Source organism: Microbacterium sp. nov. GSS16 (assembly GCF_028198145.1).
Taxonomy (GTDB): Bacteria; Actinomycetota; Actinomycetes; order Actinomycetales; family Microbacteriaceae; genus Microbacterium.
Map to the genome: position 1 here is coordinate 2151830 of NZ_CP116338.1, position 21969 is coordinate 2173798.

Annotated in this window: 17 protein-coding genes; 9 read left to right on the plus strand and 8 right to left on the minus strand. The window is 69.9% G+C overall.

The window, feature by feature from the left end; translation table 11 throughout:
* The first annotated feature begins 40 nt into the window (after positions 1-40).
* The 5 genes from PGB26_RS10280 to PGB26_RS10300 are packed head-to-tail and all read left to right on the plus strand — an operon-like array spanning position 41 to position 6309.
* Complete coding sequence (locus tag PGB26_RS10280; protein ID WP_271637525.1) at positions 41-256, plus strand: SPOR domain-containing protein; 216 nt, start codon at positions 41-43, stop codon at positions 254-256.
* Positions 257-258: 2 nt separating this feature from the next.
* A complete protein-coding gene (locus tag PGB26_RS10285) occupies positions 259-1596 on the plus strand; it encodes a glutamine synthetase family protein (RefSeq protein WP_271639639.1) in 1338 nt (445 codons plus the stop codon).
* A 7-nt stretch (positions 1597-1603) separates the two neighbouring features.
* The gene (locus PGB26_RS10290) at positions 1604-4582 is read left to right on the plus strand and encodes a bifunctional [glutamine synthetase] adenylyltransferase/[glutamine synthetase]-adenylyl-L-tyrosine phosphorylase (protein WP_271637526.1); all 2979 of its coding nucleotides are present in this window, start codon (positions 1604-1606) and stop codon (positions 4580-4582) included.
* Between the two features lie 27 nt (positions 4583-4609).
* Positions 4610-5545, plus strand: a complete 936-nt coding sequence (locus PGB26_RS10295) for a diacylglycerol/lipid kinase family protein (RefSeq protein WP_271637527.1) — start codon at positions 4610-4612, stop codon at positions 5543-5545.
* Between the two features lie 56 nt (positions 5546-5601).
* Positions 5602-6309: a hypothetical protein gene (locus tag PGB26_RS10300; protein WP_271637528.1), complete on the plus strand. Its 708-nt coding sequence runs from the start codon at positions 5602-5604 to the stop codon at positions 6307-6309.
* A 9-nt stretch (positions 6310-6318) separates the two neighbouring features.
* Here the strand turns inward: PGB26_RS10300 and PGB26_RS10305 are convergent, their stop codons facing one another.
* Positions 6319-7644: a glycosyltransferase gene (locus tag PGB26_RS10305; RefSeq protein ID WP_271637529.1), complete on the minus strand. Its 1326-nt coding sequence runs from the start codon at positions 7642-7644 to the stop codon at positions 6319-6321.
* Positions 7641-9785: a glycosyltransferase gene (locus tag PGB26_RS10310; RefSeq protein WP_271637530.1), complete on the minus strand. Its 2145-nt coding sequence runs from the start codon at positions 9783-9785 to the stop codon at positions 7641-7643. Before PGB26_RS10310 ends, PGB26_RS10305 begins: the two co-directional genes overlap by 4 nt.
* Positions 9786-9906: 121 nt before the next feature.
* On the opposite strand from PGB26_RS10310, the gene PGB26_RS10315 reads away from it, so the two are divergent.
* Positions 9907-11088: a polysaccharide pyruvyl transferase family protein gene (locus PGB26_RS10315; RefSeq protein ID WP_271637531.1), complete on the plus strand. Its 1182-nt coding sequence runs from the start codon at positions 9907-9909 to the stop codon at positions 11086-11088.
* Between the two features lie 109 nt (positions 11089-11197).
* On the opposite strand, the gene glnA is transcribed toward PGB26_RS10315, so the two are convergent.
* Positions 11198-12622, minus strand: coding sequence for a type I glutamate--ammonia ligase (glnA, locus tag PGB26_RS10320; RefSeq protein WP_271637532.1), 1425 nt, complete (start codon positions 12620-12622; stop codon positions 11198-11200).
* A gap of 147 nt (positions 12623-12769) precedes the next feature.
* Here glnA and PGB26_RS10325 point away from each other — a divergent pair, with 147 nt between their 5' ends.
* On the plus strand, positions 12770-13156 hold the full coding sequence (locus PGB26_RS10325; RefSeq protein ID WP_271639640.1) for an RDD family protein: 387 nt from the start codon (positions 12770-12772) through the stop codon (positions 13154-13156).
* 47 nt (positions 13157-13203) lie between these two features.
* On the opposite strand, the gene PGB26_RS10330 is transcribed toward PGB26_RS10325, so the two are convergent.
* On the minus strand, positions 13204-13680 hold the full coding sequence (locus PGB26_RS10330) for an ATP-dependent zinc protease family protein (protein WP_271637533.1): 477 nt from the start codon (positions 13678-13680) through the stop codon (positions 13204-13206).
* A 25-nt stretch (positions 13681-13705) separates the two neighbouring features.
* On the opposite strand from PGB26_RS10330, the gene PGB26_RS10335 reads away from it, so the two are divergent.
* Positions 13706-14893, plus strand: coding sequence for a RimK family alpha-L-glutamate ligase (locus PGB26_RS10335; RefSeq protein WP_101186677.1), 1188 nt, complete (start codon positions 13706-13708; stop codon positions 14891-14893).
* A 63-nt stretch (positions 14894-14956) separates the two neighbouring features.
* On the opposite strand, the gene PGB26_RS10340 is transcribed toward PGB26_RS10335, so the two are convergent.
* Positions 14957-15667 carry a DUF4191 domain-containing protein gene (locus PGB26_RS10340; protein ID WP_271637534.1) on the minus strand — a complete coding sequence of 237 codons (711 nt, stop codon included), beginning with the start codon at positions 15665-15667 and terminating at the stop codon, positions 14957-14959.
* A gap of 122 nt (positions 15668-15789) precedes the next feature.
* Here PGB26_RS10340 and PGB26_RS10345 point away from each other — a divergent pair, with 122 nt between their 5' ends.
* Complete coding sequence (locus PGB26_RS10345; protein WP_271637535.1) at positions 15790-17226, plus strand: hypothetical protein; 1437 nt, start codon at positions 15790-15792, stop codon at positions 17224-17226.
* A gap of 6 nt (positions 17227-17232) precedes the next feature.
* On the opposite strand, the gene sucB is transcribed toward PGB26_RS10345, so the two are convergent.
* From sucB to PGB26_RS10360, 3 genes are all read right to left on the minus strand, one after another.
* A complete protein-coding gene (gene sucB, locus PGB26_RS10350; protein WP_271637536.1) occupies positions 17233-19029 on the minus strand; it encodes a 2-oxoglutarate dehydrogenase, E2 component, dihydrolipoamide succinyltransferase in 1797 nt (598 codons plus the stop codon).
* Positions 19030-19101: 72 nt separating this feature from the next.
* Positions 19102-20475: a dihydrolipoyl dehydrogenase gene (lpdA, locus tag PGB26_RS10355; RefSeq protein WP_271637537.1), complete on the minus strand. Its 1374-nt coding sequence runs from the start codon at positions 20473-20475 to the stop codon at positions 19102-19104.
* Entirely contained in the window at positions 20475-21950 is a 1476-nt protein-coding gene (locus PGB26_RS10360; protein WP_271637538.1) for a leucyl aminopeptidase, read from the minus strand. The genes lpdA and PGB26_RS10360 overlap by 1 nt, the downstream gene beginning before the upstream one ends.
* Between the last annotated feature and the right edge of the window lie 19 nt (positions 21951-21969).

Consider the following 21969-nt stretch of genomic DNA (forward strand, 5'->3'; position numbering starts at 1 on the left):
GCGATTAGGATCGTGACGAGATCCCGACGAAGGAGCTGACATGTCCGACGGCGACGAGAAGTACTGGTACAACCTCAGCACCGGGGAGGTCGAGTTCGGCATGCAGTCCGCATCGGTCGACCGGGTCGGTCCGTTCGACACCCGCGAGGATGCCGCCCGCGCCCCCGAGACCCTGCGTGAGCGCTCTCGCGCGTGGGCCGAGGATGACGCGGCCGACGACTCGTGGGGCTCCAGCTCTCTCGAGTCCGGGCAGTGAGGGTGGACAAGCAGCGCGACTTCGTGCTGCGCACCATCGAGGAGCGCGGCGTCAAGTTCGTCCGGCTCTGGTTCACCGACGTCATCGGCACCCTGAAGTCGGTCGCCATCGCCCCCGCTGAGGTCGAGGGCGCGTTCGCGGAGGGGATCGGCTTCGACGGCTCGGCGATCGAGGGTCTGACGCGCACCTACGAGTCCGATCTGCTCGCACAGCCCGACCCCACGACGTTCCAGATCCTGCCCTGGCGCGGCGAGATCGACCCGACCGCGCGCATGTTCTGCGACCTGACCACGCCCGACGGCCGCCCGGCGGTCTCCGACCCGCGCAACGTGCTGCGGCGGGCACTGGCGAAGGCGGCGGATGCCGGATTCACCTTCTACACGCATCCGGAGATCGAGTTCTACCTGCTGAAGTCCTCGCAGCTGGGCCCCGAGGGCCCCGTCCCCGCCGACAGCGCGGGCTACTTCGACAACGTTCCCGGCGGCACCGCGCACGACTTCCGCCGCAGCGCCGTGCGGATGCTCGAGGACCTGGGCATCTCGGTGGAGTACAGCCACCACGAGGGCGGCCCGGGGCAGAACGAGATCGATCTGCGCTACGCCGACGCGCTGACGACGGCGGACAACATCATGACCTTCCGCACGGTGGTCAAGGAGGTAGCGATCGAGCAGGGCGTATACGCGACGTTCATGCCGAAGCCGCTGAACGACCACCCCGGCAGCGGCATGCACACGCACATGTCGCTGTTCGAAGGCGACGTGAACGCGTTCTACGAGGCCGGGGCCGAGTACCAGCTCTCGCTCACCGGCCGCCGGTTCATCGCGGGCCTGCTGCGGCACGCCAACGAGATCGCCGCAGTCACGAACCAGTTCGTCAACTCCTACAAGCGCCTCTGGGGCGGCGACGAGGCGCCGAGCTTCGTCACCTGGGGGCATGCGAACCGCTCTGCGCTGATCCGCGTGCCGATGTACAAGCCCAACAAGGGGCAGTCGACCCGGATCGAGTACCGCGCGCTCGATTCGGCGGCGAACCCGTATCTCGCGTACGCGCTGACGCTCGCCGCTGGACTCAAAGGCATCGAGGAGGAGTACGAGCTGCCGCGCGAGGCCGAGGACAACGTGTGGTCGCTCAGCGATTCCGAGCGCCGCGCGCTCGGCTACGCGCCGCTGCCGGCGAGTCTCGACCACGCCCTCGAGTACATGCGCGACTCGGAACTCGTCGCGGAGACGCTCGGTGAGCAGGTCTTCAACTACGTGCTGCTGAACAAGCAGAAGGAGTGGGAGGCATACCGCGGCCAGGTGACGCCGTTCGAGCTCAAGAACAACCTCGGGCTGCTCTGAGGCGGCGATGGCGCGTCCTGATGCGTCCATTTCCCTGTCCGCGCTGGCACGGCTCGGCTTCGTCGAGCTGACCTCGGCGTCAGCCGACCTCACCGAGCTGTCGGAGCTGAGCGGTCTCGACCGCGTGCAGCTCGCCGACGGGATGGTCGCCGCCGACCCGGATGCCGCTGTGCGGGGGCTCGTCGCCGTCGCACGCCGTGATGCCGTCCAGGTCACGGCGGTGCTCACCGACCCCGCGGCGAGGGAAGCCGCATGGCGGCTGTTCGGGGCGTCTCGTGCACTCGGCTCGTTCTTCGAGCGGCATCCCTCGCGCCTGCGCGCCGATGCGCTGCTGCGCGCCGACCTGCCCGACGCCGCCGAGCTGACCGACCGGATGCTCGCAGCGGTCGACGCCGATGAGGGCTTCGCACGTGCCGCGGAGGCGATCACGGCGCTGCGAGTCGAGTACCGCAGCTGCCTGAGTGAGATCGCGGCTGCCGACCTGTCGTCGGAATCCGCGACGGTCGCGATCGCCGGCGTCTCGGCCGCCCTCGCCGATGCTGCGGCCGCGGCTCTGGAAGCCGGGCTCGCCATCGCCCGCACAGCGGTCGCGGGATCGGGTCGCGCCGGCACGCGCGACGAGATCGCCGCGACGAGGCTGGCGATCATCGGCATGGGAAAGGCGGGCGCTCGCGAGCTGAACTATCTGAGCGACGTCGACGTGATCTTCGTCGCAGGAACGGCCGACGACGGCGTCGTCAGCGAGGCCAGAGCGATCGACATCGCCACGCGCCTGGCGCGCGAGACCATGACCGCCCTCAGCGGGGTGGAGATCGAGCCGCCGCTGTGGGAGGTCGATGCCGCCCTGCGTCCGGAGGGCAAGCAGGGCGCGCTGGTGCGCTCGCTGGCATCCCATCTCGCCTACTACGACCGATGGGCGAAGAGCTGGGAGTTCCAGGCGCTTCTCAAGGCGCGCCCGCTGGCGGGCGACGCCGACCTCGGCGCCGACTACATCGACGCCGTGCAGCCCAAGGTGTGGACGAGCGCTGAGAGGTCGGACTTCGTCGAGAGCGTGCAGCGGATGCGCGAGCGGGTCACCGACCACATCCCGGCCGACGACGTGCCGTACCAGATCAAGCTCGGTCCGGGTGGTCTGCGCGACATCGAGTTCACCGTGCAGCTGCTGCAGCTCGTGCACGGGCTCAGCGACGAGGGGATCCGCACCCGGGGCACACTGGAGTCGCTCGACGCGCTCGTCGAGGGCGGCTACATCGGGCGGGCCGAGGCGAGCGCCTTCGGCGAGCAGTACCGCATCCTGCGCCTGCTCGAGCATCGGCTGCAGCTGCACGACCTCACCCGCACGCACCTCATGCCGAGAGACGACGAGGGCATGCGGCGCCTTGCGAGAGCGACCGCGCTGGCCGACAGCGCAACGGGCCTGCAGGAGATCTGGGACGACGTGCGCCGTGCGGTGCGCGACCAGCACACGCGCCTGTTCTACCGGCCGCTGCTCTCGGCCGTCGCGGCGCTGCCGGCCGAGGAGCGCACACTTTCCACCGCACAGGCCGGCTCGCGTCTCGCCGCGATCGGGTTCCGCGACCCGGCAGGAGCACTGCGCCACATCGCGGCGCTCACGTCGGGTCTGAGTCGCAAGGCCACCATCCAGAAGCACCTCATGCCGGTGATGCTGCGCTGGTTCGCCGACGGCACGGACCCCGACTACGGGCTCATCGCCTTCCGGCGGATCAGCGAGCGACTCGGCGACACGCATTGGTTCCTGCGGATGCTGCGCGACTCGTCCGGGGCGGCGGAGAGGTTGACGCGTCTGCTCTCGAGCTCCCGCTACGTAGGCGAGCTGATGGAGTGGATCCCGGAGTCGGTCGCCTGGCTCGACACATCTGCCGCATTGCGGCCGCGCGGGGGTGCCGCCCTCGACGAGGAGGCCAGGGCCATCCAGACCCGGCACTCGACCATCAAGGATGCGCTGCGGGCGGTGCGGGCGCTGCGCCGGCGTGAGCTGCTGCGCACGGCGATGGGTGCCGTGCTCGACCAGGTCGGCGTCGACGAGATGGCGAGGGCACTGACCGAGATCACCGAGGTGACGATCCAGGCGGCGCTGCGTGCGGTGCGACGCGAGATCGTGCCGCCCGAAGACGATGCGATGGATTTCTCGATCATCGCCATGGGCCGCTTCGGCGGCGCCGAACTCGGCTTCGGCTCGGACGCCGATGTGCTGTTCATCTACGACCCGAACGGTATCGATCCGCAGCGCGCACAGCAGCACGCCGCGAAGATCGTCGCGGGCCTGCGCGAGCACCTGACCGATCAGCGTGTGCCGCTGGAACTCGACGCGGACCTGCGCCCGGAGGGCAGGAACGGTCCGATCGTGCGCACCATCGAGGCGTACACGCAGTACTACCGCCGCTGGTCGCTGTCGTGGGAGGCGCAGGCGCTGCTGCGCGCGCGCGGGATCGCGGGCAGCGTCAAACTGATCGCCCGGTTCACCGAGCTCGCCGACAGCATCCGCTACCCGGAGAGCGTGTCTCTGCAGGGCGTGCGCGAGATCAAGCGAATCAAGGCGAGGGTCGAGGGCGAGCGGCTGCCGCAGGGAGCCGATCCTCGACGGCACCTGAAGCTCGGCCCCGGAACCTTGAGCGACGTCGAGTGGATGGTGCAGGTGCTGCAGCTTCAGCACGGTCACCGCGTGCCCGACCTGCGCACGACGTCCACCCTGCAGGCGCTCGACGCGGCGGTCCTCGCCGATCTCATGCCCGCCGACGACGCCGAGCGCCTGCGAGAGGCGTGGGTGCTCGCCAGCCGGCTGCGCTCGGCGATGACGCTGCTGACCGGCCAGACGAAGGACATGCTGCCGAGCGAGATCCGCGAGCTCGACGGGGTCGGGCGTCTTCTGGGATATCCTGACCGCGCCGCCACCGTGCTCGAAGAGGATTACCTCCGTGTCACGCGCCGGGCGCGGCGAGTCTTCGAGAAGCAGTTCTACGGCTGAGATCCAGCCGTGATGAAGGGGGAGCAGATGGCGCAGCGCTTCGGGATCATCTGGAATCCGACCAAGATCGACGGCGAGGAGCTTCGGGGTGTCGTGACGACGGCCGTCCCGGCCGACACCGAGCTCATGTGGTGGGAGACCTCTGCCGACGATCCCGGTCGGGCGATGGCAGCCGAAGCGGTGCACGCGGACTGTGACGTGGTCATCGCGGTGGGCGGTGACGGCACGGTGCGCACGGTCGCCGAGGTGCTCGCATCGGCGGGGGAGAAGGCGCCGGCGTTAGGCATCGTCCCGCAGGGCACCGGCAACCTGCTCGCGCGCAACCTCGGAATCCCGATCGGCAGCATCCCCAAGGCGCTGGATGTCATCGTCGCAGGTGAGGAGCGTCGCATCGACATGGGCTGGACCCGCACCGACGATGCGGAGGTCGAGACCGGATTCCTGGTCATGGTCGGATTCGGTCTCGACGCGCACATGCTCGCCGAGACCGACGACGATCTGAAGGGCAAGGCGGGATGGCTCGCCTACGTCGCGGCGATGGGGCGTGCGGTCACCGCTTCCGAGACGGTCGACTTCCACATCACTCTCGACGACGGAGAACAGCAGACCTTCAGCGGCCACACGCTGCTCATCGGCAACTGCGGTGACATCCAGGGCGGGTTCACGCTGCTGCCCGACGCCGTGGTCGATGACGGGCGTCTGGATCTGCTGCTGATCAGCGCCGAGAACGTCACGCAGTGGCTGCAGACCCTGCGCACCGTGGTCTGGGACAACGGCATCCGCCGCCTTCTCGGAGGCGACGACGAGACGGTCAGCAACGATTTCACCCAGCACCTGACAGGCGAGGCTATCGCCGTCGCGCTGCCGGGTCCGGTGCCCTTCGAGATCGACGGCGAAGAGGCGGGCGACATCTCCAAGCTCGCCGTGCGCGTGCAGCCGGGTGCGCTGCGGGTGCGCTGCTGAGTGCGACGTCATGCCGTCTTCCGTCGTCCCCTAAACTCAGTGGGAAAGGACGGTGCATGACCACCCTCGACTCAACGCTTCCCCCCGCCCGGATCGTGATTCCCTGGCGCCCCGCGCCGTCGCGGATCGACGCCTTCGAACGCGTGGTCGCCTGGTACCGCGAGACGCTGCCGCAGATCCCCCTGCAGACCGTCGACACCGGCGATACGCCGTTCGTCCTCGCTGCATGCCGCAACGCCGCGATGCGCAACGCCGCCGCGGACGAGGTCGTCGTCGTGGGCGATGCCGACACCATTCCGGAGCGCGAGCCGCTGATCGCGGCGATCCGCGCCGCCGCCGACAGCCCGTTCGTGCACCTGCCGTACGACGAGTACCGCTGGCTCGGGCGCACCGGCTCCGCCGATCACGCCGCGGGGGTGCCCCTCGCGGACTGCACCGTCGAGCAGCACGTCGAAGGTGCCTGCTCGGGCGTGTACGTGGCGACGCCGCGCGCCTGGGACAGTCACGGCGGTCAGGACGAGGGCTTCCGTGGGTGGGGCTTCGAAGACGCGGCATGGTTCCTCGCGCACTCGACGATCCTCGGGGCACCGCCTGTGCGTCACCCCGGCCGCGTGTACGCACTGCACCACGTCGGCGAGGTGCGCGCGGGTGCCGCGTACGACGCGAACGCCGCGCGCATGGAGAGCTATCGTGCGGCGGCGGGCGACCCTGCGGCGATGGCCGCGCTGGTGGGGGCCGTACGCCTGCCCGACGCGGTCGTCTGACCGCCCCGCTCACCCCGCCGGGGAGACGCGCGTCGGCGCAGCAGAGCCCGACACCGTCGCGTACGCGATCGACGGACCCGGGCGCACCGCCTGCGCGGCAGCCGCCTCATCCAGCAGCGAGCGTCCGGTGAAGGCGGGATCGACGATGTCACGAAGCGCCGCGGCGAGCTCGTCGACCGACGCCGCGTTCGGATCGAGCGCGCGACCCGTCCCCGTGCGCTCGATCGCGGCAGCGCCCGTGAACTGGTCGGTGGAGAAGGGCAGCACGAGCAGCGGAACTGCGTGCCCCACGGCTTCGGTGACGGAGTTGTTGCCCCCGTGCGTCACGGCAGCGGCCGCTGAGGCGAGCAGGCGCACCTGCGGCAGGTACTCCGCGACCAGCCAGTCGTCGGGGATCGGTCCGAGAGCTGCGGCGTCCGTCGTGCCCGTGGCGATCGCCGCGCGGAGCCCGGCCTGGCGCAGCGCCGCCGCGACGCGGGCGAGCACATCGCCGCGCACCGACAGGAAGCTGCCGAAGCTCACGTACACGTAGGGGGTCCCCTCGGCGATCCATCCCTCGACGTCGGATGCGGCGGGCTCGTCGCGCAGCGTCGATCCGAGAAAGCGGTGCGGCGGCAGCTCTCTCTTGTCGCCGGAGGCGAGCTCCGCAGGGTAGTTGTAGAGGACGGTGTCGCCGTGCAGCGCGAACGCATCGGCGACTTGTCGGGCATGCGGGTCGAGAACCACGGCCGCGTCGTTCCACTGGGCCGTGAAGCGCCGCGACACCTCCTCGCACAGCGTGCGCAGATCGCTCAGCTCGCCTTCCCCGGGCGTGAAGGCCGTCGGCCACGCGGGCGGGTAGCCGTAGACCTCGCCCGCGATCGGCAGCGCGCTCGGGTGGCCGAGAACGACGTCGCCGTAAGGGATCCCGCGGGTGTGCAGAGCCAGGCGCGCACTGTAGGCCAGGTGATCGACGAGGATAGCGTCGGGTGCGACCTCGTCGATCACCTGCAGGGTCGCTCGCGCTCGGTCGACCGGCTGCCACATGAGGTCGGTGAGGCGCTCGCGCGCCTGATAGGCGAGCGCGGGGACCATGCCCACGCGGGTCGCCGCGAAGAATCCCTCGAGTGACGCCGCCTCCTCGGCCTGCTGCTCCGAACTGCGGATGACGCCGGCATTCGCACCGCGACCGAGGGGCAGATCGACGCGGCGGTACCCGAAGTCGGCGACGATGCCCGCCGTCGCCGGTCCCGTCGCCACCACCACGTCCTCGCCCGCATCCCGCCAGGCTGTGCCGAGCGCGGCGAGCGGCAGCAGGTGCGAGGCGTAGTCGGGACTGATGATCAGCAGAGTCATGCCAGCAGCTCCGCGGCTCGCTGCAGTTCGGCTTCGCTGCGGGCGACGGATTCGTACACCGGCGCGAGCTTCGCGGCCATGCCCTGGATCGTGAAGCGGTCCGCCACGAGATCGCGAGCGCGGGAAGCCGCTCGTGCATCTCCGCGCGCCGCGCGCTCGAGCGCGCGCTCGGCGGTCGCGATGAGCTTGGCGGGGTTCGCCGTCTCGGTGAGGAAGCCGGTCACATCGTCTTCGACATAGGTGGCCGGTCCGCCGCTGTCGGGTGCGACCACGAGCAGACCGGTGGCCATCGCCTCGAGGATCGCCAGACCGAACTCCTCCTTGAGGCTCGCGCAGACGTACACCCCACCGGGTGCGGCTCGATCGGGGAGCCCGAAGCGCGCCGCGGCGAGCCAGTCCGCCGCGACGTCGTTGGAGCGGTGGCCGGTCAGCAGCAGGCCGCGGGCCGCGCGCTCGGCGGCAGGGACAGCGGTGTCGATGCGGTCGAGCTGCTCGCGCTCGTCGACAGAGGGATGCTCGAGATCGCCGCCGACCACGAGCAGGTTGGCGGCGTCGGCGAGCGGTCCCTCAGCCCAGGCGCGCACGAGGGTGGCCATGCCCTTGATGCGGTGCATCCGCCCGACAGTGACGAGCAGGGGCAGGCGCCGACGCTCTTCCGGCAGCTCGTCGAGCAGTGCGCCGAGCTCGGCGAGCGCTGCGTCGGGCTCGGCACCGTCCGCGACCCGACGAGCGTGCGCGACGGCGCGATCGACGACCTCGAGGTCGACTCCCTCTGCGACCACGGTGTGGCGTTCGGGGTGCGAGGACATGTCGATGCCGATCAGCGCATGCATGTCGCGCTCGAGCTCGGGCCGTGGGAAGAACACCGAATGCGCGGCCGATGCGGCGAGGCTCTGCACCAGATGCGTGCGAAACCAGAAGTGCTCCGCCAGGTCGGCACGACCGAAGTCCTTCCTGGTGAGTGTGCCGGAGCGCTCGAGCGACGCGATGACGCTGTGCGGGTCGGGTGCGACCGTGAACACGGTGGGAATCCCCAGTTCGCGCGCCACATCGGCGGCCGCCAGGCTGCCGACGTCCGCCATCCGCAGATGCAGCACGTCCACCCGTCCCGCAGCACGCAGCAGGCGCCGGATGCCTCGTCGCACGCTCACCCGCAGCGGCCACGCCGCGGCCGAGCTGACCGGCGGGGGACTGAGCGGGATGTGTCCGTAGACATGACCGGTCTCGCCGCCCGCGACGTGCAGCAGATCGGGCCCGGCCTGTGCGGCCGTGCCCCGCGACAGGGTCAGTACACGACGCACGGCGGCCGGCTCGGCGACGAGAGCGTCGCCAAGGCGCACGAGAAGTGTGGCGATGCCGCCGTTGTCACCGGATCCGGCCGAAGACAGCGAGGGATCGATGTCCGCATGCAGGAACAGCTGGGCGATGGTGAGTCCTTCGCCATCGGCGCAGTCGCTCGGAACGGGCTCCGCGTCGATCAGGGCGAGGCGGGCGAGGTCTCCGATCACACCGCCTTCGACGACGATGTCCTCCAGCGCGGCGATCGCGGCCGGCTCGCGGCGCTGACCGAGCGCGGCGACGGCCGCCTCCCGAACCGCGGACGCGGCCGCCGCGTCGGTCGCCCAGGCCCGCAGCGGTCGGACGGCGAGCGGATGGCGCACGAGCCCCATCGTCTCGACGAGCCGGGCGCGGGCGTCGTCGGAGAGAGCGCCGGTGCACGCGGTCTCCAGCGCCACAGCCATCAGCTCGGCCGCGCCCGTCGACCACTTCTCGAGCGTGTGCTGAGCGAGCATGCCGGCGAACCCGCCGTCGGCGACGAGCCGCACGAGACGACCGACGGCTTCCGGTCGCGCCGGCCTGCGTCCGAGCGCGTCAGCAGCGTGCTCGACGATGTACGGCCGTGGCGACGACAGCAGACTCGAGAGCAGCCGTGCGGCCTCTTCGTCGTTCATCTCCGCCAGAGCGTGCACGGCCGCGATCGCGGCGAGATCGTCATCGCCCGACAGAGCGGCCGACAGCACGCGCAATGTGCGCACTCCGGGGTCGCGTCCTGCTTCGAACGCGAGGTCGTCGGCGGCGCGCATAGCCTCGATGATCGATGCGGATTCGGTGATGCGGTCCATCGCCGTCTGAATACCCATGCTGCCCTCCGGACGGGCGCCGACTGAGGCACCGCTTCGAATCGTACTGCGGCGAGCAGATCGGGGTTTACGGTTGACAAGGCGCCGATCGTCGGCTCCGGATTCCCAGCGAAGGACAGGCGTGAGCGTTCTCACCATCGGCGACATCGGCGTGCTCTCCGACATGATCCACATCGGCGACGAGGCCATGTTCGAAGCCGCGCGCGACGAGCTCGCCGCCCGCGGTCTCGACGTCGTCGGCATCTCATCGGCGCCGGGGGAGTCCGCTGCCCGCTACGGCGTGCCCAGCGTGCCTCGCCTCGGGTTCGTCGGGCTCGACCGCGCTGCCGCCGCGCGCCGCTCGTCGCTTCTCGTGCACGTCGCGGAGGGACGCGCCGCGCTCGAGGCGGGCGATCCGGCCACGGCGGCTCTCGACGCCCTCGGCGAGGCGTCCGGCGTGCTCATCGCCGGAGGCGGCAACCTCGCCTCACGCTGGCCGGTGCATGTCTACGAGCGCACGACGCTCGCCGCGATGGCGCGGGCGCGCGATCTGCCTGTCGTGGTGTCCGGGCAGACCTTCGGGCCCGATCTCGATGACACCGACGCGGAGCGGGTCGCCGCCATGGCGCGTGCTGCCGCGCTGACCGGCGTGCGCGAGCACGCGTCGGCGCAGCTGGCCCGCCGATGGGGCGCACAGGTGCATGCCGGTGTCGACGACGCGTCGTTCCTCGGCGGTGGACCGACCGAGCTCGACGGTCCACGTGCATCCGACCGCGTGCTGGTGAGCCTGTCGGGGTGGTTCGCCGGCCGTCCCGTCGACGAGGTCGAGCAGGGGATCGCGGCGCTGCTCGATCACGCCGCCGACACCGTGGGATCCGTCGTCTTCCATGCCCACTTCGGCCCCGAGTCGGCGGGCGCAGCGCCTGCCGGCGATGCTGCGCTGCACGAGCGGGTGCGCGCCCGGATGCGGCGCCCGAGCGAGGTCGTCCCGAGCGGCGACTCGCCGACCGCCGCGCGACTGGCCCGCACGGCGCGACTGCTCGTCACCAGTCGCTACCACCCGGCCGTGTTCGCCGCGCCGGCGGGGGTGCCGATCCTCGCTCTCGCCGCCGACGAGTACACGCGCATCAAGCTCACGGGCGCGCTCGCCCACTGGGGACAGGACGGCGTTCTCGACCTCGATGATCTGACGGATGCTCCCCGGCGACTCTCCGCGATCGCCGCGACCTCGGCAGCCACCACGTGCGCCGCTGCCGAGCGCATCCATCGGCACCGCACTGACGCCGCCCGGTGGTGGGACACGGTCACAGACGCGCTGCGCTGACCTGCCCACGCGCTGCATCGCCCCGGAACGCGAGGAACCACTTCCGGCGTGAGCCACACGCTCACGCGTTGTGCCTCAGGCAGGAAGTGGTTTCTCGGTGGGCTGGTGCTCAGCAGCCGTAGTAGAGCTCGAACTCGTACGGGTGCGGGCGCTGGGCCATCGGCAGGATCTCGTTGTCGTACTTGTACGAGATCCAGGTGTCGATGAGCTCCTGTGTGAACACGCCGCCCTCGAGGAGGAAGTCGTGGTCACGGCGCAGCGCCTCGAGCGAGTCGAGCAGCGAGTTCGGCACCTGCGGGATGTTCGCCGCCTCCTCGGGGGGAAGCTCGTACAGGTCCTTGTCGATGGGCTCCATCGGCTCGATGCGGTTCTTGATGCCGTCCAGGCCCGCCATCAGCTGCGCGGCGAAGGCGAGGTAGGGGTTCGACGAGGCATCCGGAACGCGGAACTCGATGCGCTTCGCCTTCGGGTTGGAACCGGTGAGGGGGATGCGGATCGCCGCCGAGCGGTTGCCGGCGGAGTAGGCGAGGTTCACGGGTGCTTCGAAGTGCTTCACCAGGCGGTGGTAGCTGTTCAGCGTCGGGTTGGTGAACGCGAGCACGGCGTGGGCGTGCTTGAGCAGACCGCCGATGTACCAGCGCGCGATGTCGCTGAGCTGGCCGTAGCCGGCTTCGTCGAAGAACAGCGGCTTGCCGTCGAGCCAGAGCGACTGGTGCGTGTGCATGCCGGAGCCGTTGTCGCCGAAGAGCGGCTTGGGCATGAACGTGACCGTCTTGCCCCATTCCTCGGCGGTGTTCTTGACGATGTACTTGAACTTCAGGATGTCGTCGGCCGCGCTGACCATCGTGTCGAAGCGGTAGTTGATCTCCTGCTGGCCGGCCGTGCCGACCTCGTGGTGCGAGCGCTCGAGATGGAAGCCCGAGTCGATCAGGCGCAGGGTCATGTCATCGCGCAGATCGGCGGTCTTGTCGACCGGGGCGACGGGGAAGTAGCCGCCCTTGAACGGCGTCTTGTTGGCGAGATTGCCGCCCTCCTCCTCACGACCCGAATTCCACGCGGCCTCCTCGGAGTCGATCTTGTAGAAGCTCTCGCCGGCGGTCACCGAGTAGCGCACGTCGTCGAAGATGTAGAACTCCGCCTCGGGGGCGAAGAACGCGGTGTCGGCGATGCCGGTCGATGCGAGATACTTCTCAGCCTTCTTGGCGACCTGGCGCGGGTCCTTGCTGTAGATCTCGCCTGTGCGCGGGTTGTAGATGTCGAAGATCATCACCAGGGTCTTCGCCGCACGGAACGGGTCGATGTACGCGGTGGTGACGTCGGGGATCAGCTGCATGTCCGACTCGTGGATGCTCGCGAAGCCGCGGATCGACGAGCCGTCGAAGAGCTGCCCGTCGCGGAAGAAGTCGTCATCGACCGTCGACGCGGGGATGTTGAAGTGCTGCTGGACCCCGGGAAGGTCGGTGAATCGGATGTCGAGGAACTTGACGTCGTTCTCCTCGATGTAGCGGACGACCTCGGCGGGCTCTGTGAACATGTACGACTCCTGATCGGGTATCGGTTGCATCAACCTTACGCAGGTTATGCGCATGGAGTTTCTCAGTCGTGTCCGCTGTGTTTCAGGCATGTTACAGCCGCTCGGTAGGCTGAGAGGGTGAGTGACTACCCCGGCGAACGCCTCGGAATGCCCATCTCCGGACCGGGGAGCATCGCCCGACCCGGCCGCCGGATCGCCGCCCTGGCGATCGACTACTTCGCGGCCACGATCATCGCGATCGGCTTCCTCGGCTACGACCCGCTCGAGCTGCCGGCCGAGGCCGGGTGGCGCCAGTTCGCGCCGATGATGGTCTTCGCCCTGCTGCAGATCGTGTTCCTGCCGACGGCCAACGGCAGCCCCGGTCACCGAATGCTCGGCATGCGCGTGCTGCGTCTGGACGGCGCGTGGGTGGGGCTGTGGCGTCCGATCGTGCGGACGCTGCTGCTGGTGTTCGTCATCCCCGCGGTGATCTGGGATGCCGATCAGCGCGGCCTGCACGACAAGCTCGCCGGCACGGTGCTGACCCGCGGCTGACATGCGGGACCGCGTCCTGCAGCTGGGTCGCTGAGCCTGTCGAAGCGTCAGCGGCCGCGGTTGCGGTTGCGCATCTCGCGCGGGGCACGACCGCCGAGGTACGAGCGGGCGGGGTCGACGAGGAACCCCTGACGCAGCGCCTCGCGGCCGATCAGCATCCGGAAGCCCATCTCGTCCCGGTTGGTGAGGGTGACCTCGGCATCCACCTCCCTGCCCACCAGCCGCAGCCGCATGGTGACGACGATGCGGTGCTCGGTGTGCCCCGATGAACTGCGCACGGCCCGTCGGTCGTGCACGCGCGTCTCGTGCACCACCGCATCGGCGGTGCTGTCCTGCCAGGGGTGCACGGTGAAGCGCACCCAGTCCTCGCCGTCGCGCTCGAACTCGCTCACGTCGAAGGCGTGCAGTGACGATGTGCGAGCGCCCGTGTCGATCTTGGCCTTGAGCCAGTCGATGCCCAGGTCCGGCAGTCCGACCCACTCCCGCCAACCCGTGGACGTGTTTGAATGAGAGGACCGTGTCACCTCTACATCCTGGCAGGAAACCTCTGTGAAGATCGCTGTTCTCTCGCGCGCCCCGCACTCCTACTCGACGCAGCGTCTTCGGGCCGCCGCGCAGCAGCGCGGGCACAACGTGAAGGTGCTGAACACGCTGCGGTTCGCGATCGATCTCACCGCCGACGCGCCCGATCTCTTCTTCCGCGGCAAGCAGCTCAGCGAGTACGACGCGATCCTGCCTCGCATCGGCAATTCGATCACCTACTTCGGCACCGCCGTGGTGCGTCAGTTCGAGCAGATGGACGTCTACACGCCGAACACGGCCAACGGCATCTCGAGCGCGCGCGACAAGCTCCGCGCCAACCAGATCCTGTCCCGGCACAACATCGCGATGCCGCCGACCGCGTTCGTGCGCAACCGTGCGGATGTCCGCCCGGCGATCGAACGGGTGGGCGGTGCTCCCGTCGTGATCAAGCTGCTGGAGGGCACTCAGGGGATCGGCGTGATCCTCGCCCCGCAGGTCAAGGTCGCGGAGGCGATCATCGAGACGCTGCACTCGACGAAGCAGAACGTGCTCATCCAGAAGTTCATCGCCGAGAGCCGCGGGCGCGACATCCGGGCTCTCGTGGTCGGCGATCGCGTCGTCGCCGCGATGCGCCGCGTCGCCGACGGCGACGAGTTCCGCTCGAACGTGCATCGCGGCGGACGCGTGGAGCCGGTGACCCTCGACCCGGTGTACGAGCAGACGGCGGTGCGCTCGGCCCAGATCATGGGTCTTCGCGTCGCGGGGGTCGACATGCTCGAGAGCGACGACGGCCCGCTGGTCATGGAGGTCAACTCGTCTCCGGGGCTGCAGGGCATCGAGACGGCGACGAAGCTCGACGTGGCCGGCGCCATCATCGACTACATCGCGAACCAGGTCGCGTTCCCCGACATCGACGTGCGTCAGCGGCTGAGCGTCTCGACGGGCTACGGGGTGGCGGAGCTGCTCATCCATTCCGGCGCCGAGCAGGTGGGCATGAAGCTCGGCGATCTCGGCCTGTGGGATCGTGACATCACGGTCCTGACGCTGCACCGCGGCGTGAGCGTGATTCCCAACCCGCGCAAGCACGTCGAGCTCGAGGCCGAGGACCGGCTGCTGTGCTTCGGCAAGCTCGAGGAGATGCGCTCGATGATTCCCGAGAAGCGACGCCGCCGTCCGCGCGTGCGGCGACTGCCGAAGGAGCCCCTGGGCGAGTGAGACATGCAGAACGGCCCCTCTCGATCGAGAGGGGCCGTTCTGCATGTCTCGGGGCCGGCGGGCTCAGCGTGGACGCTGCGAGCGCACGCGCGTCGGGTCGATGCCCTTCGGGATCGGCAGCGACGACAGCGACTGCGAAACCGACTCGATGCGGCGGATCACCGCGGCCATGGTGGCCTTGTCGATCGCCTTCGGCAGCTTCTTGATCGTCTTGGACAGGTCGGCGATGGCGACATCGTCATCGCCGTGTCCGACGTAGAGAACCGTGACCGGCACACCGTGCGCGACGCGCTGCGCCTTCTGACGCTCTTCGTTGATCAGCCGGGTGAGACGACCGCGAGCGCCTTCGCCGACGATCACGATGCCACCGCGGCCGACCACGCGGTACACCGCCTCCTGAGTCTTCGGGTTGATGCCGACGGGGGTGTCGGAGGCCGACCAGCTTCGACCCAGGCTGGTGCTGAGCACGTGGCCGCTCGCGCCGGGCATCCCGTCGATCTTGGCGTACATCGCTGTGGTGGACAGGCGTGTCATGAGGAACATCGCGCCCAGGACTCCGAACAGCAGGCCGGTGAAGCCCCACAGGATCAGCCCGAGCACAGAGGTGCCGCTGATGAGGAATCCGATGATCAGACCGATCAGCACACCCGCGATGAGGATGGCGATCTGTGCCCACGGCAGCCAGCCGTACACGTCCCGCGTGAAACGGAACAGGGAACGGATCTGCGAGAAGAAGCCGGGCCGCTTCTCGGTGACGGGAGCACTCTTTGCCATGCGTACAGCCTACCGATTCCGCGATGTCCGTTCCTCCTGCACAGCCGGCGAGATCGGCTCGATCGTCCCCAGGTCGGCTCCTTCCGGCGCGCACGGACGATGACGCGCGCTGAGATGGTCGAATGGATGAGAGGGCAGTGCTGACGTCGGGGGCGCACCGCGCGATCCGGATGCTGGATGCGCACGAATCCGCGTACGCCGGCGAGCTGATCACCGACGGCGAGCGACGTGCTGTGCGGGTGGACGCCGAAGCCGTGGCCGAGCAGCTGTGGGAGCTGGCCGGTGCCGAGCACGTCGCCGGCGTGCGCGATGTGCTGCGCAGGGCGGACGGTCACGACGCGGTGCTCCCGTGGTGTGCGGAACGGGTGGAGGTGTTCGTCGGGCGCCGTGCTGCGGCGCAGAGCGCTCTCTCGGCGGGGGAGACGGTGACGCTGGTCGGCAGCCTGCTGCGCGGGATCGTCGAGGTCGCCGATCGCGGAGTCACAGGGCAGTGGTGGCTGACCGACGAGGCGCGCCCCGTGTTCGCGCCGGGCGAGGGGATGGGGTGCGCCGCGTCCGCGGTCGCGCTCATCGCACGGCTGCGGGAGGGCTGCACGGATCGCGCGATGACCAGGGTGCTCGACGAGATCGGTGCGGCGGCAGGAGATCAGCGCATCGTCCGCCGGGAGATCGAGCGATTCGAGCGCGAGCTGACGGAGCTGGCGGCACCTCGCGCGCTGGTTCGTGACGTCCTCGCCCCCGAACGCGTGGTGTCGATCGGCGTGCACAGGGCGCATCTGCGCGCGGAGTCGGACCTGCTGGCCGCGGAGCCGAGCGCACTGCACCGCGTGCGGGACCGGCTGGCGGCGACAGCACAGCACGTAGGGCATCTGCTGCGGTCCGCAGTCGGACGCAGCGGGAGACGTGCCGCGCGAGAAGCCGGGCGTCGCCGGGAGCCGGTCGCGTCGGAGGTCGGGGCGGCCGGGCGAACAGCTCGCGCCCCGCGAGCGCGCGTGCTGGTCGTCGGCGGTGCGGCGGCCGCGCTGGTTCTGGTCGGCGGCTTGATGTGGCCGACGGCGGATGAGGACTCTGCGGCGATCGAAGGGGCTGCTGAGGCGACAGGTGCGCCGGCGTCGACGGGCGCGGCCGATCACGCCGCGGAGCCACCGGCGGGGTCGGCACCGGCGCCGGATCCCGGTGATGCGGCACGGGCGCCCACCGATGCGGCGGACGAGCGGCAGCCGGCGACCGTGCCCGCGCCGGATGCCGTGCTGGACGGCTCTGCGCAGCAGCATGCTGCTGAGCTGCTGACAGCCGTGCTGGCGTGCGCGGACAGGGGGGACCGGGAATGCGCCGACGCGATCGTCGATGGCGCAGGCGGCGCAGTGCGGGCGAGGCTGACCGGAACGGACGCGACGCGCACGATCTCGGCTGTGGAGGACCACGGCGATGTGAGCGTGCTGCGCCTCGGCCCGTCAGGCGAGCGCGGTGAGCAGATGCTGGTGCTCGTCATGCAGAAAGACCGATGGCTGGTCCGAGACGTCTACGACGTCGCGGACCAGCCATCAAGTCAGGGCTGAGCGCGCTCAGATCCCGAGGTTCGCGGTGAACTCCGCCGACTCGAGGCGGGTCTTGATCGCGCCGAGGAAGCGGGCAGCGTCGGCGCCGTCGATCGTGCGGTGATCGTAGGAGATCGCCAGGTAGACGTACGAGCGGACGGCGATGGCGTCCACGCCGTCGACCGTGACCACGCCGGGGCGCTTGAACACGACGCCGGTGCCCAGAATCGCCGACTGGGGCAGGAACACCAGGGGCGTGTCGAACAGCGCGCCGCGCGAGCCCGTGTTGGTCACCGTGAAGGTGCCGCCGGCGAGCTCGTCGGGCTTCAGCTTGTTGTCACGCGTGCGGGCCGCCAGGTCGGCGATCTCCTGCGCGAGCTGGGCGATGTTCTTCGTTCCCGCATCACGGACGACCGGGGTGAGCAGGCCGCGCTCGGTGTCGACCGCGATCGAGATGTTCTCGCTCGCCGGGTACACGATCGAGTCGCCGTCGACGGTCGAGTTGATGATCGGGAAGGCCTGCAGCGCTTCCGCGGCGGCGAGCGTGAAGAACGGCAGGAACGAGAGCTTCGCGCCGGTCTTCTGGTTGAACTCGTCCTTCTTCGCGTTGCGGAAAGCCGCGAGCTTGGTGACATCGACCTCGACGAACGTGGTCAGCTGCGCGGTCTGCTGCATCGACGCCACCGCACGCTCGGCAACGACCTTGCGCAGACGCGACATCTTCTGCGTCGTGCCGCGCAGCGGGGAGACCTCGAGTGCGGGAGCTGCCGGAGCGGCCACCTCGGCGGCCGGTGCCTGCGAGGCCGTTTCGGCGGCCTTGAGGACGTCCTCCTTGCGGATGCGTCCTCCGACGCCGGTGCCGGTGACCTTCGTCAGGTCGACGCCCTGCTGGCTGGCCAGGCGGCGCACCAGCGGAGTCACGTAGAGCGAGTCGGAGTCGGAGTCGCTGGAAGCGGGTGCCTGCTGAGCCGGTGCCTGCTGCTGGGCCGGTACCTGCTGCTGGGCCGGTGCCTGCTGCTGGGCCAGTGCCTGCTGCTGGGCCGGTGCCTCCTGCTGGGCCGGTGCCTCCTGCTGGGCCGGTGCCTCCTGCTGGGCCGGTGCCTCCTGCTGAGCGGGCGCCTGCTGGGCCGGTGCCTCCTGCTGAGCGGGCGCCTGCTGGGCCGGTGCCTCAGGGGCCGCGGGTGCGCCGGATCCGATGCGGGCGAGGACCGCGCCGACCTCGACGGTCTCGTCTTCACCGGCCAGGATCTCCTGGAGGGTTCCGGCGACGGGCGACGGGATCTCGGTGTCGACCTTGTCGGTCGAGATCTCGAGCAGTGCCTCGTCGACCGCGACGTCGTCGCCCACCTGCTTCAGCCAGCGCGTGACGGTGCCCTCGGTGACGCTTTCGCCGAGTTCCGGCAGAACCACGTCCGTGGCGTCGCCCGATGCCGCAGGCGCGGACGGTCCGCTCTGGGCGGACTGCTGAGCGGCCTCGACCTCGTTCTCTGCCGGGGCTGCCGGCGACTGGGCCTGCTCGGCGGGTGCCTGCTGCTGCTCGGCCGGTGCTTCGGCAGCCGGGGCGTCGCCGCCCGACGACGCACCGCTGCCGTCGCCGATGCGCGCGAGAAGCGCGCCGACCTCGACGGTCTCATCCTCTGCGACGAGGATCTCTTCGATCACACCGCTGACGGGGGACGGGATCTCGGTGTCGACCTTGTCGGTCGAGATCTCCAGCAGGCCTTCATCAGCCTGAACGGTGTCGCCGACCTGCTTCAGCCAGCGAGTGACCGTGCCCTCGGTGACGCTCTCCCCGAGTGCGGGAAGGACCACGGCTGTGCTCATGTCGAGTCTCCTTCGGAAAATTGTGATGCCCCAAGCTTAGTGACCTGGGAGTCCATGGATATTGGTGCGTTCCTACAGCGCGTGCAGCGGTTTTCCGGCGAGTGCGAGGAAAGCCTCGCCGAGCGCTTCGCTCTGCGTGGGGTGCGCGTGGATGAGCGGCGCGATGTCTTCGGGATGCGCCTCCCAGGCCACGGCGAGCTGGCCTTCGGTGATGAGCTCCCCCACGCGGTCACCGAGCAGGTGCACACCGAGAACCGGGCCGTCCTTGCGGCGTACGACCTTGACCGTGCCGCTCGTGCCGATGATCTCGCTCTTGCCGTTGCCGGCGAGGTTGTACTCGTACGACACGATGCCATCGGCACCGTGCGCGGCGACGGCGGCCTCCTCGGTGATGCCGACCGACGCCACTTCGGGACTGCTGTAGGTCACGCGAGGGATCTGCGACTCGGGGGGAGTCGGCACGTCCATTCCCGCGATCCGCTCGGCCACCGCGATTCCCTGCTGGAAGCTCCGGTGTGCGAGCTGCAGACCCGGCACGATGTCGCCGACCGCCCAGACGCCGGGTACGGCGGTGCGCAGCTGCTCGTCGACCGTCACGAAGCCGCGCTCGAGGCTCACGCCCGCCTCCTCGAACCCGAGGCCTTCGGTCACCGGTCCGCGACCGACCGCGACGAGGAGGTAGTCGGCGGTGAAGCTCTTGCCGTCCTCGAGCGTCACGGTCACCTGCGCGTCGTCCTGCTCTGCCTTCGCGAAGCGCGTGCCGAGCGAATAGCGGATGCCGCGACGCCGGAAGGCACGCTCGAGGCCCTTGCTCATCGCGATGTCCTCGTTGGGGACGAGATGCGGCAGCGCTTCGACGATCGTGACCTCTGCGCCGAACGACTTCCAGACACTGGCGAACTCGACGCCGATGACGCCGCCACCCAGGATGATCACGCTGCCGGGCACCTCGTCGAGCGCCAGGGCGTGCTCGCTGGTGAGGATGCGCCCGCCGATCTCGAGACCGGGCAGCGACCGGCTGTACGAGCCGGTGGCGAGGACGACGTCCGTGCCCACGTAGCGGTCGTCGCCCACGACGACCGAGCGGTCGGCGTCGAGCCGGCCCTCTCCGGAGACCGTGGTGATGCCGCGCGCCTTGATGAGTCCCTCGAGGCCCTTGAATTTCTTGGCGACGATGCCTTCGCGGTACGAGCGAACTCCGGCCGCGTCGACCGTCTCGAGGGTCGCCGTCACGCCGACGGATGCCGCCGAGCGGACGTGGTCGGCCACCTCGGCGGCGTGCAGCAGGGCCTTGGTGGGTATGCAGCCCCGGTGCAGGCAGGTTCCGCCGACCTTGTCCTTCTCGATCAGGGCGACCTTCTTGCCCAGCTCGCTGGCGCGCAGCGCGGCCGCATAGCCGCCGCTGCCACCGCCGAGGACGACGAGATCGAACTCGTGCGTTGCCATCAGGACTCCTTCGCCGATGCCAGGGCGAAGGCGATGAGCGAGCGAACCGCGGCGCCGGTGGGGCCCTTTTCCGTGAACCCGTATGGCGCGCCCTTGTGCTCACCCGAGCCGGCGATGTCGAGGTGCACCCACGGGATGCGCGGCGCGTCCTCGGCATCCGATGTGCGGCCGATGAAGCGGCGCAGGAACAGACCGGCGAAGAGCGACCCGCCCGAGCGGTCGGCCATGTTCGCGTTCACCATGTCGGCGATCTGCGAGTCGAGGCTCTCCTCCATGAAATCGGGAAGCGGAAGCGGCCAGGCGTCCTCACCGACGGACTCGGCGGCGGCGAGGTACTCCGCGACCGCGTCGTCGTCTCCCATCACGCCCGTGTGGCGCATCCCGAGCGCCACGATGATCGCGCCGGTGAGCGTCGCGACGTCGATGATCACGTCGGGGTTCTCCCTGCTGGCGGCGACGAGCCCGTCGGCCATGACCAGGCGACCCTCGGCGTCGGTGTTCATCACCTCGACGGTCTGCCCGTCGAGCATCCGTAGCACGTCGCCGGGACGGGTGGCGCGGCCGGACGGCATGTTGTCGGCGATGCACAGGAACGCGGTGACCTGCACCGGCAGCCCGAGGGCGGCCACGGCTCGGACGGCGGCCAGCGAGGTGGCAGCGCCCGCCATGTCGAACTTCATCCCGACCATGCTGGCGGCGGGCTTGAGCGAGAGGCCACCGGTGTCGAAGGTGATGCCCTTGCCGACCAGCGCGATGTGGCGCGTCGCATCGGCGGGGGAGTACGACAGGCGCACCAGACGCGGGGGACGGTCCGATCCGCGCCCCACGCCGAGGATGCCGCCGTAGCCCTGCTCCTCGAGCTGACTCTCGTCGAGCACCTCGACCTCGATCGGAAGATCGGCGACCGCCTTCACAGCCTCGTCGGCGAGCTGAGCAGGGCTCTGCCACTCCGCGGGCACCGAGACGAGGTCCTTGACCAGGGCAACGGCCTCCGCGGCGGCGCGAGCATGCTCGAGCGCGCTCTCGCCGATCGTGGCGGCGTGCAGCACGATGGTCTCGGCGCGCGAGGGCTTCTTCTCGGAGCGGTAGTCGTCGAAGCGGTAACCGCCGAGCAGCGCGCCCTCCGCCGCCGCATCGGCGTACTGCTCGAGGTCGCCGGCGAAGCCCAGCGACACCGTCGCGAAGCCCGTCAGCGAGCGCACCGCGGTCGCGACGGCGTCGCGCACGGCCGCGGCATCCGGGGTCTTCCCCGCGCTGACGACGGCAAGCGGCAGCGACGTCACTGTCGGCAGGTGCACGCGGGCGTAAGCGGAGGCCGTTCCCTTGAATCCGATGCCTGCCAGGGTGTCGGCAAGCCCCTCGTATCCGCTCAGCGCGTCGGCGGCGGAGGAGGGATCGGGGATGACGAGCACAGCGGCGTCTGCGGTGCCTCCGGGGAACGGATCGGTCGTGTGGGTGATCACGGGAAGCGTCATGCCCCCATCCTATGGACGG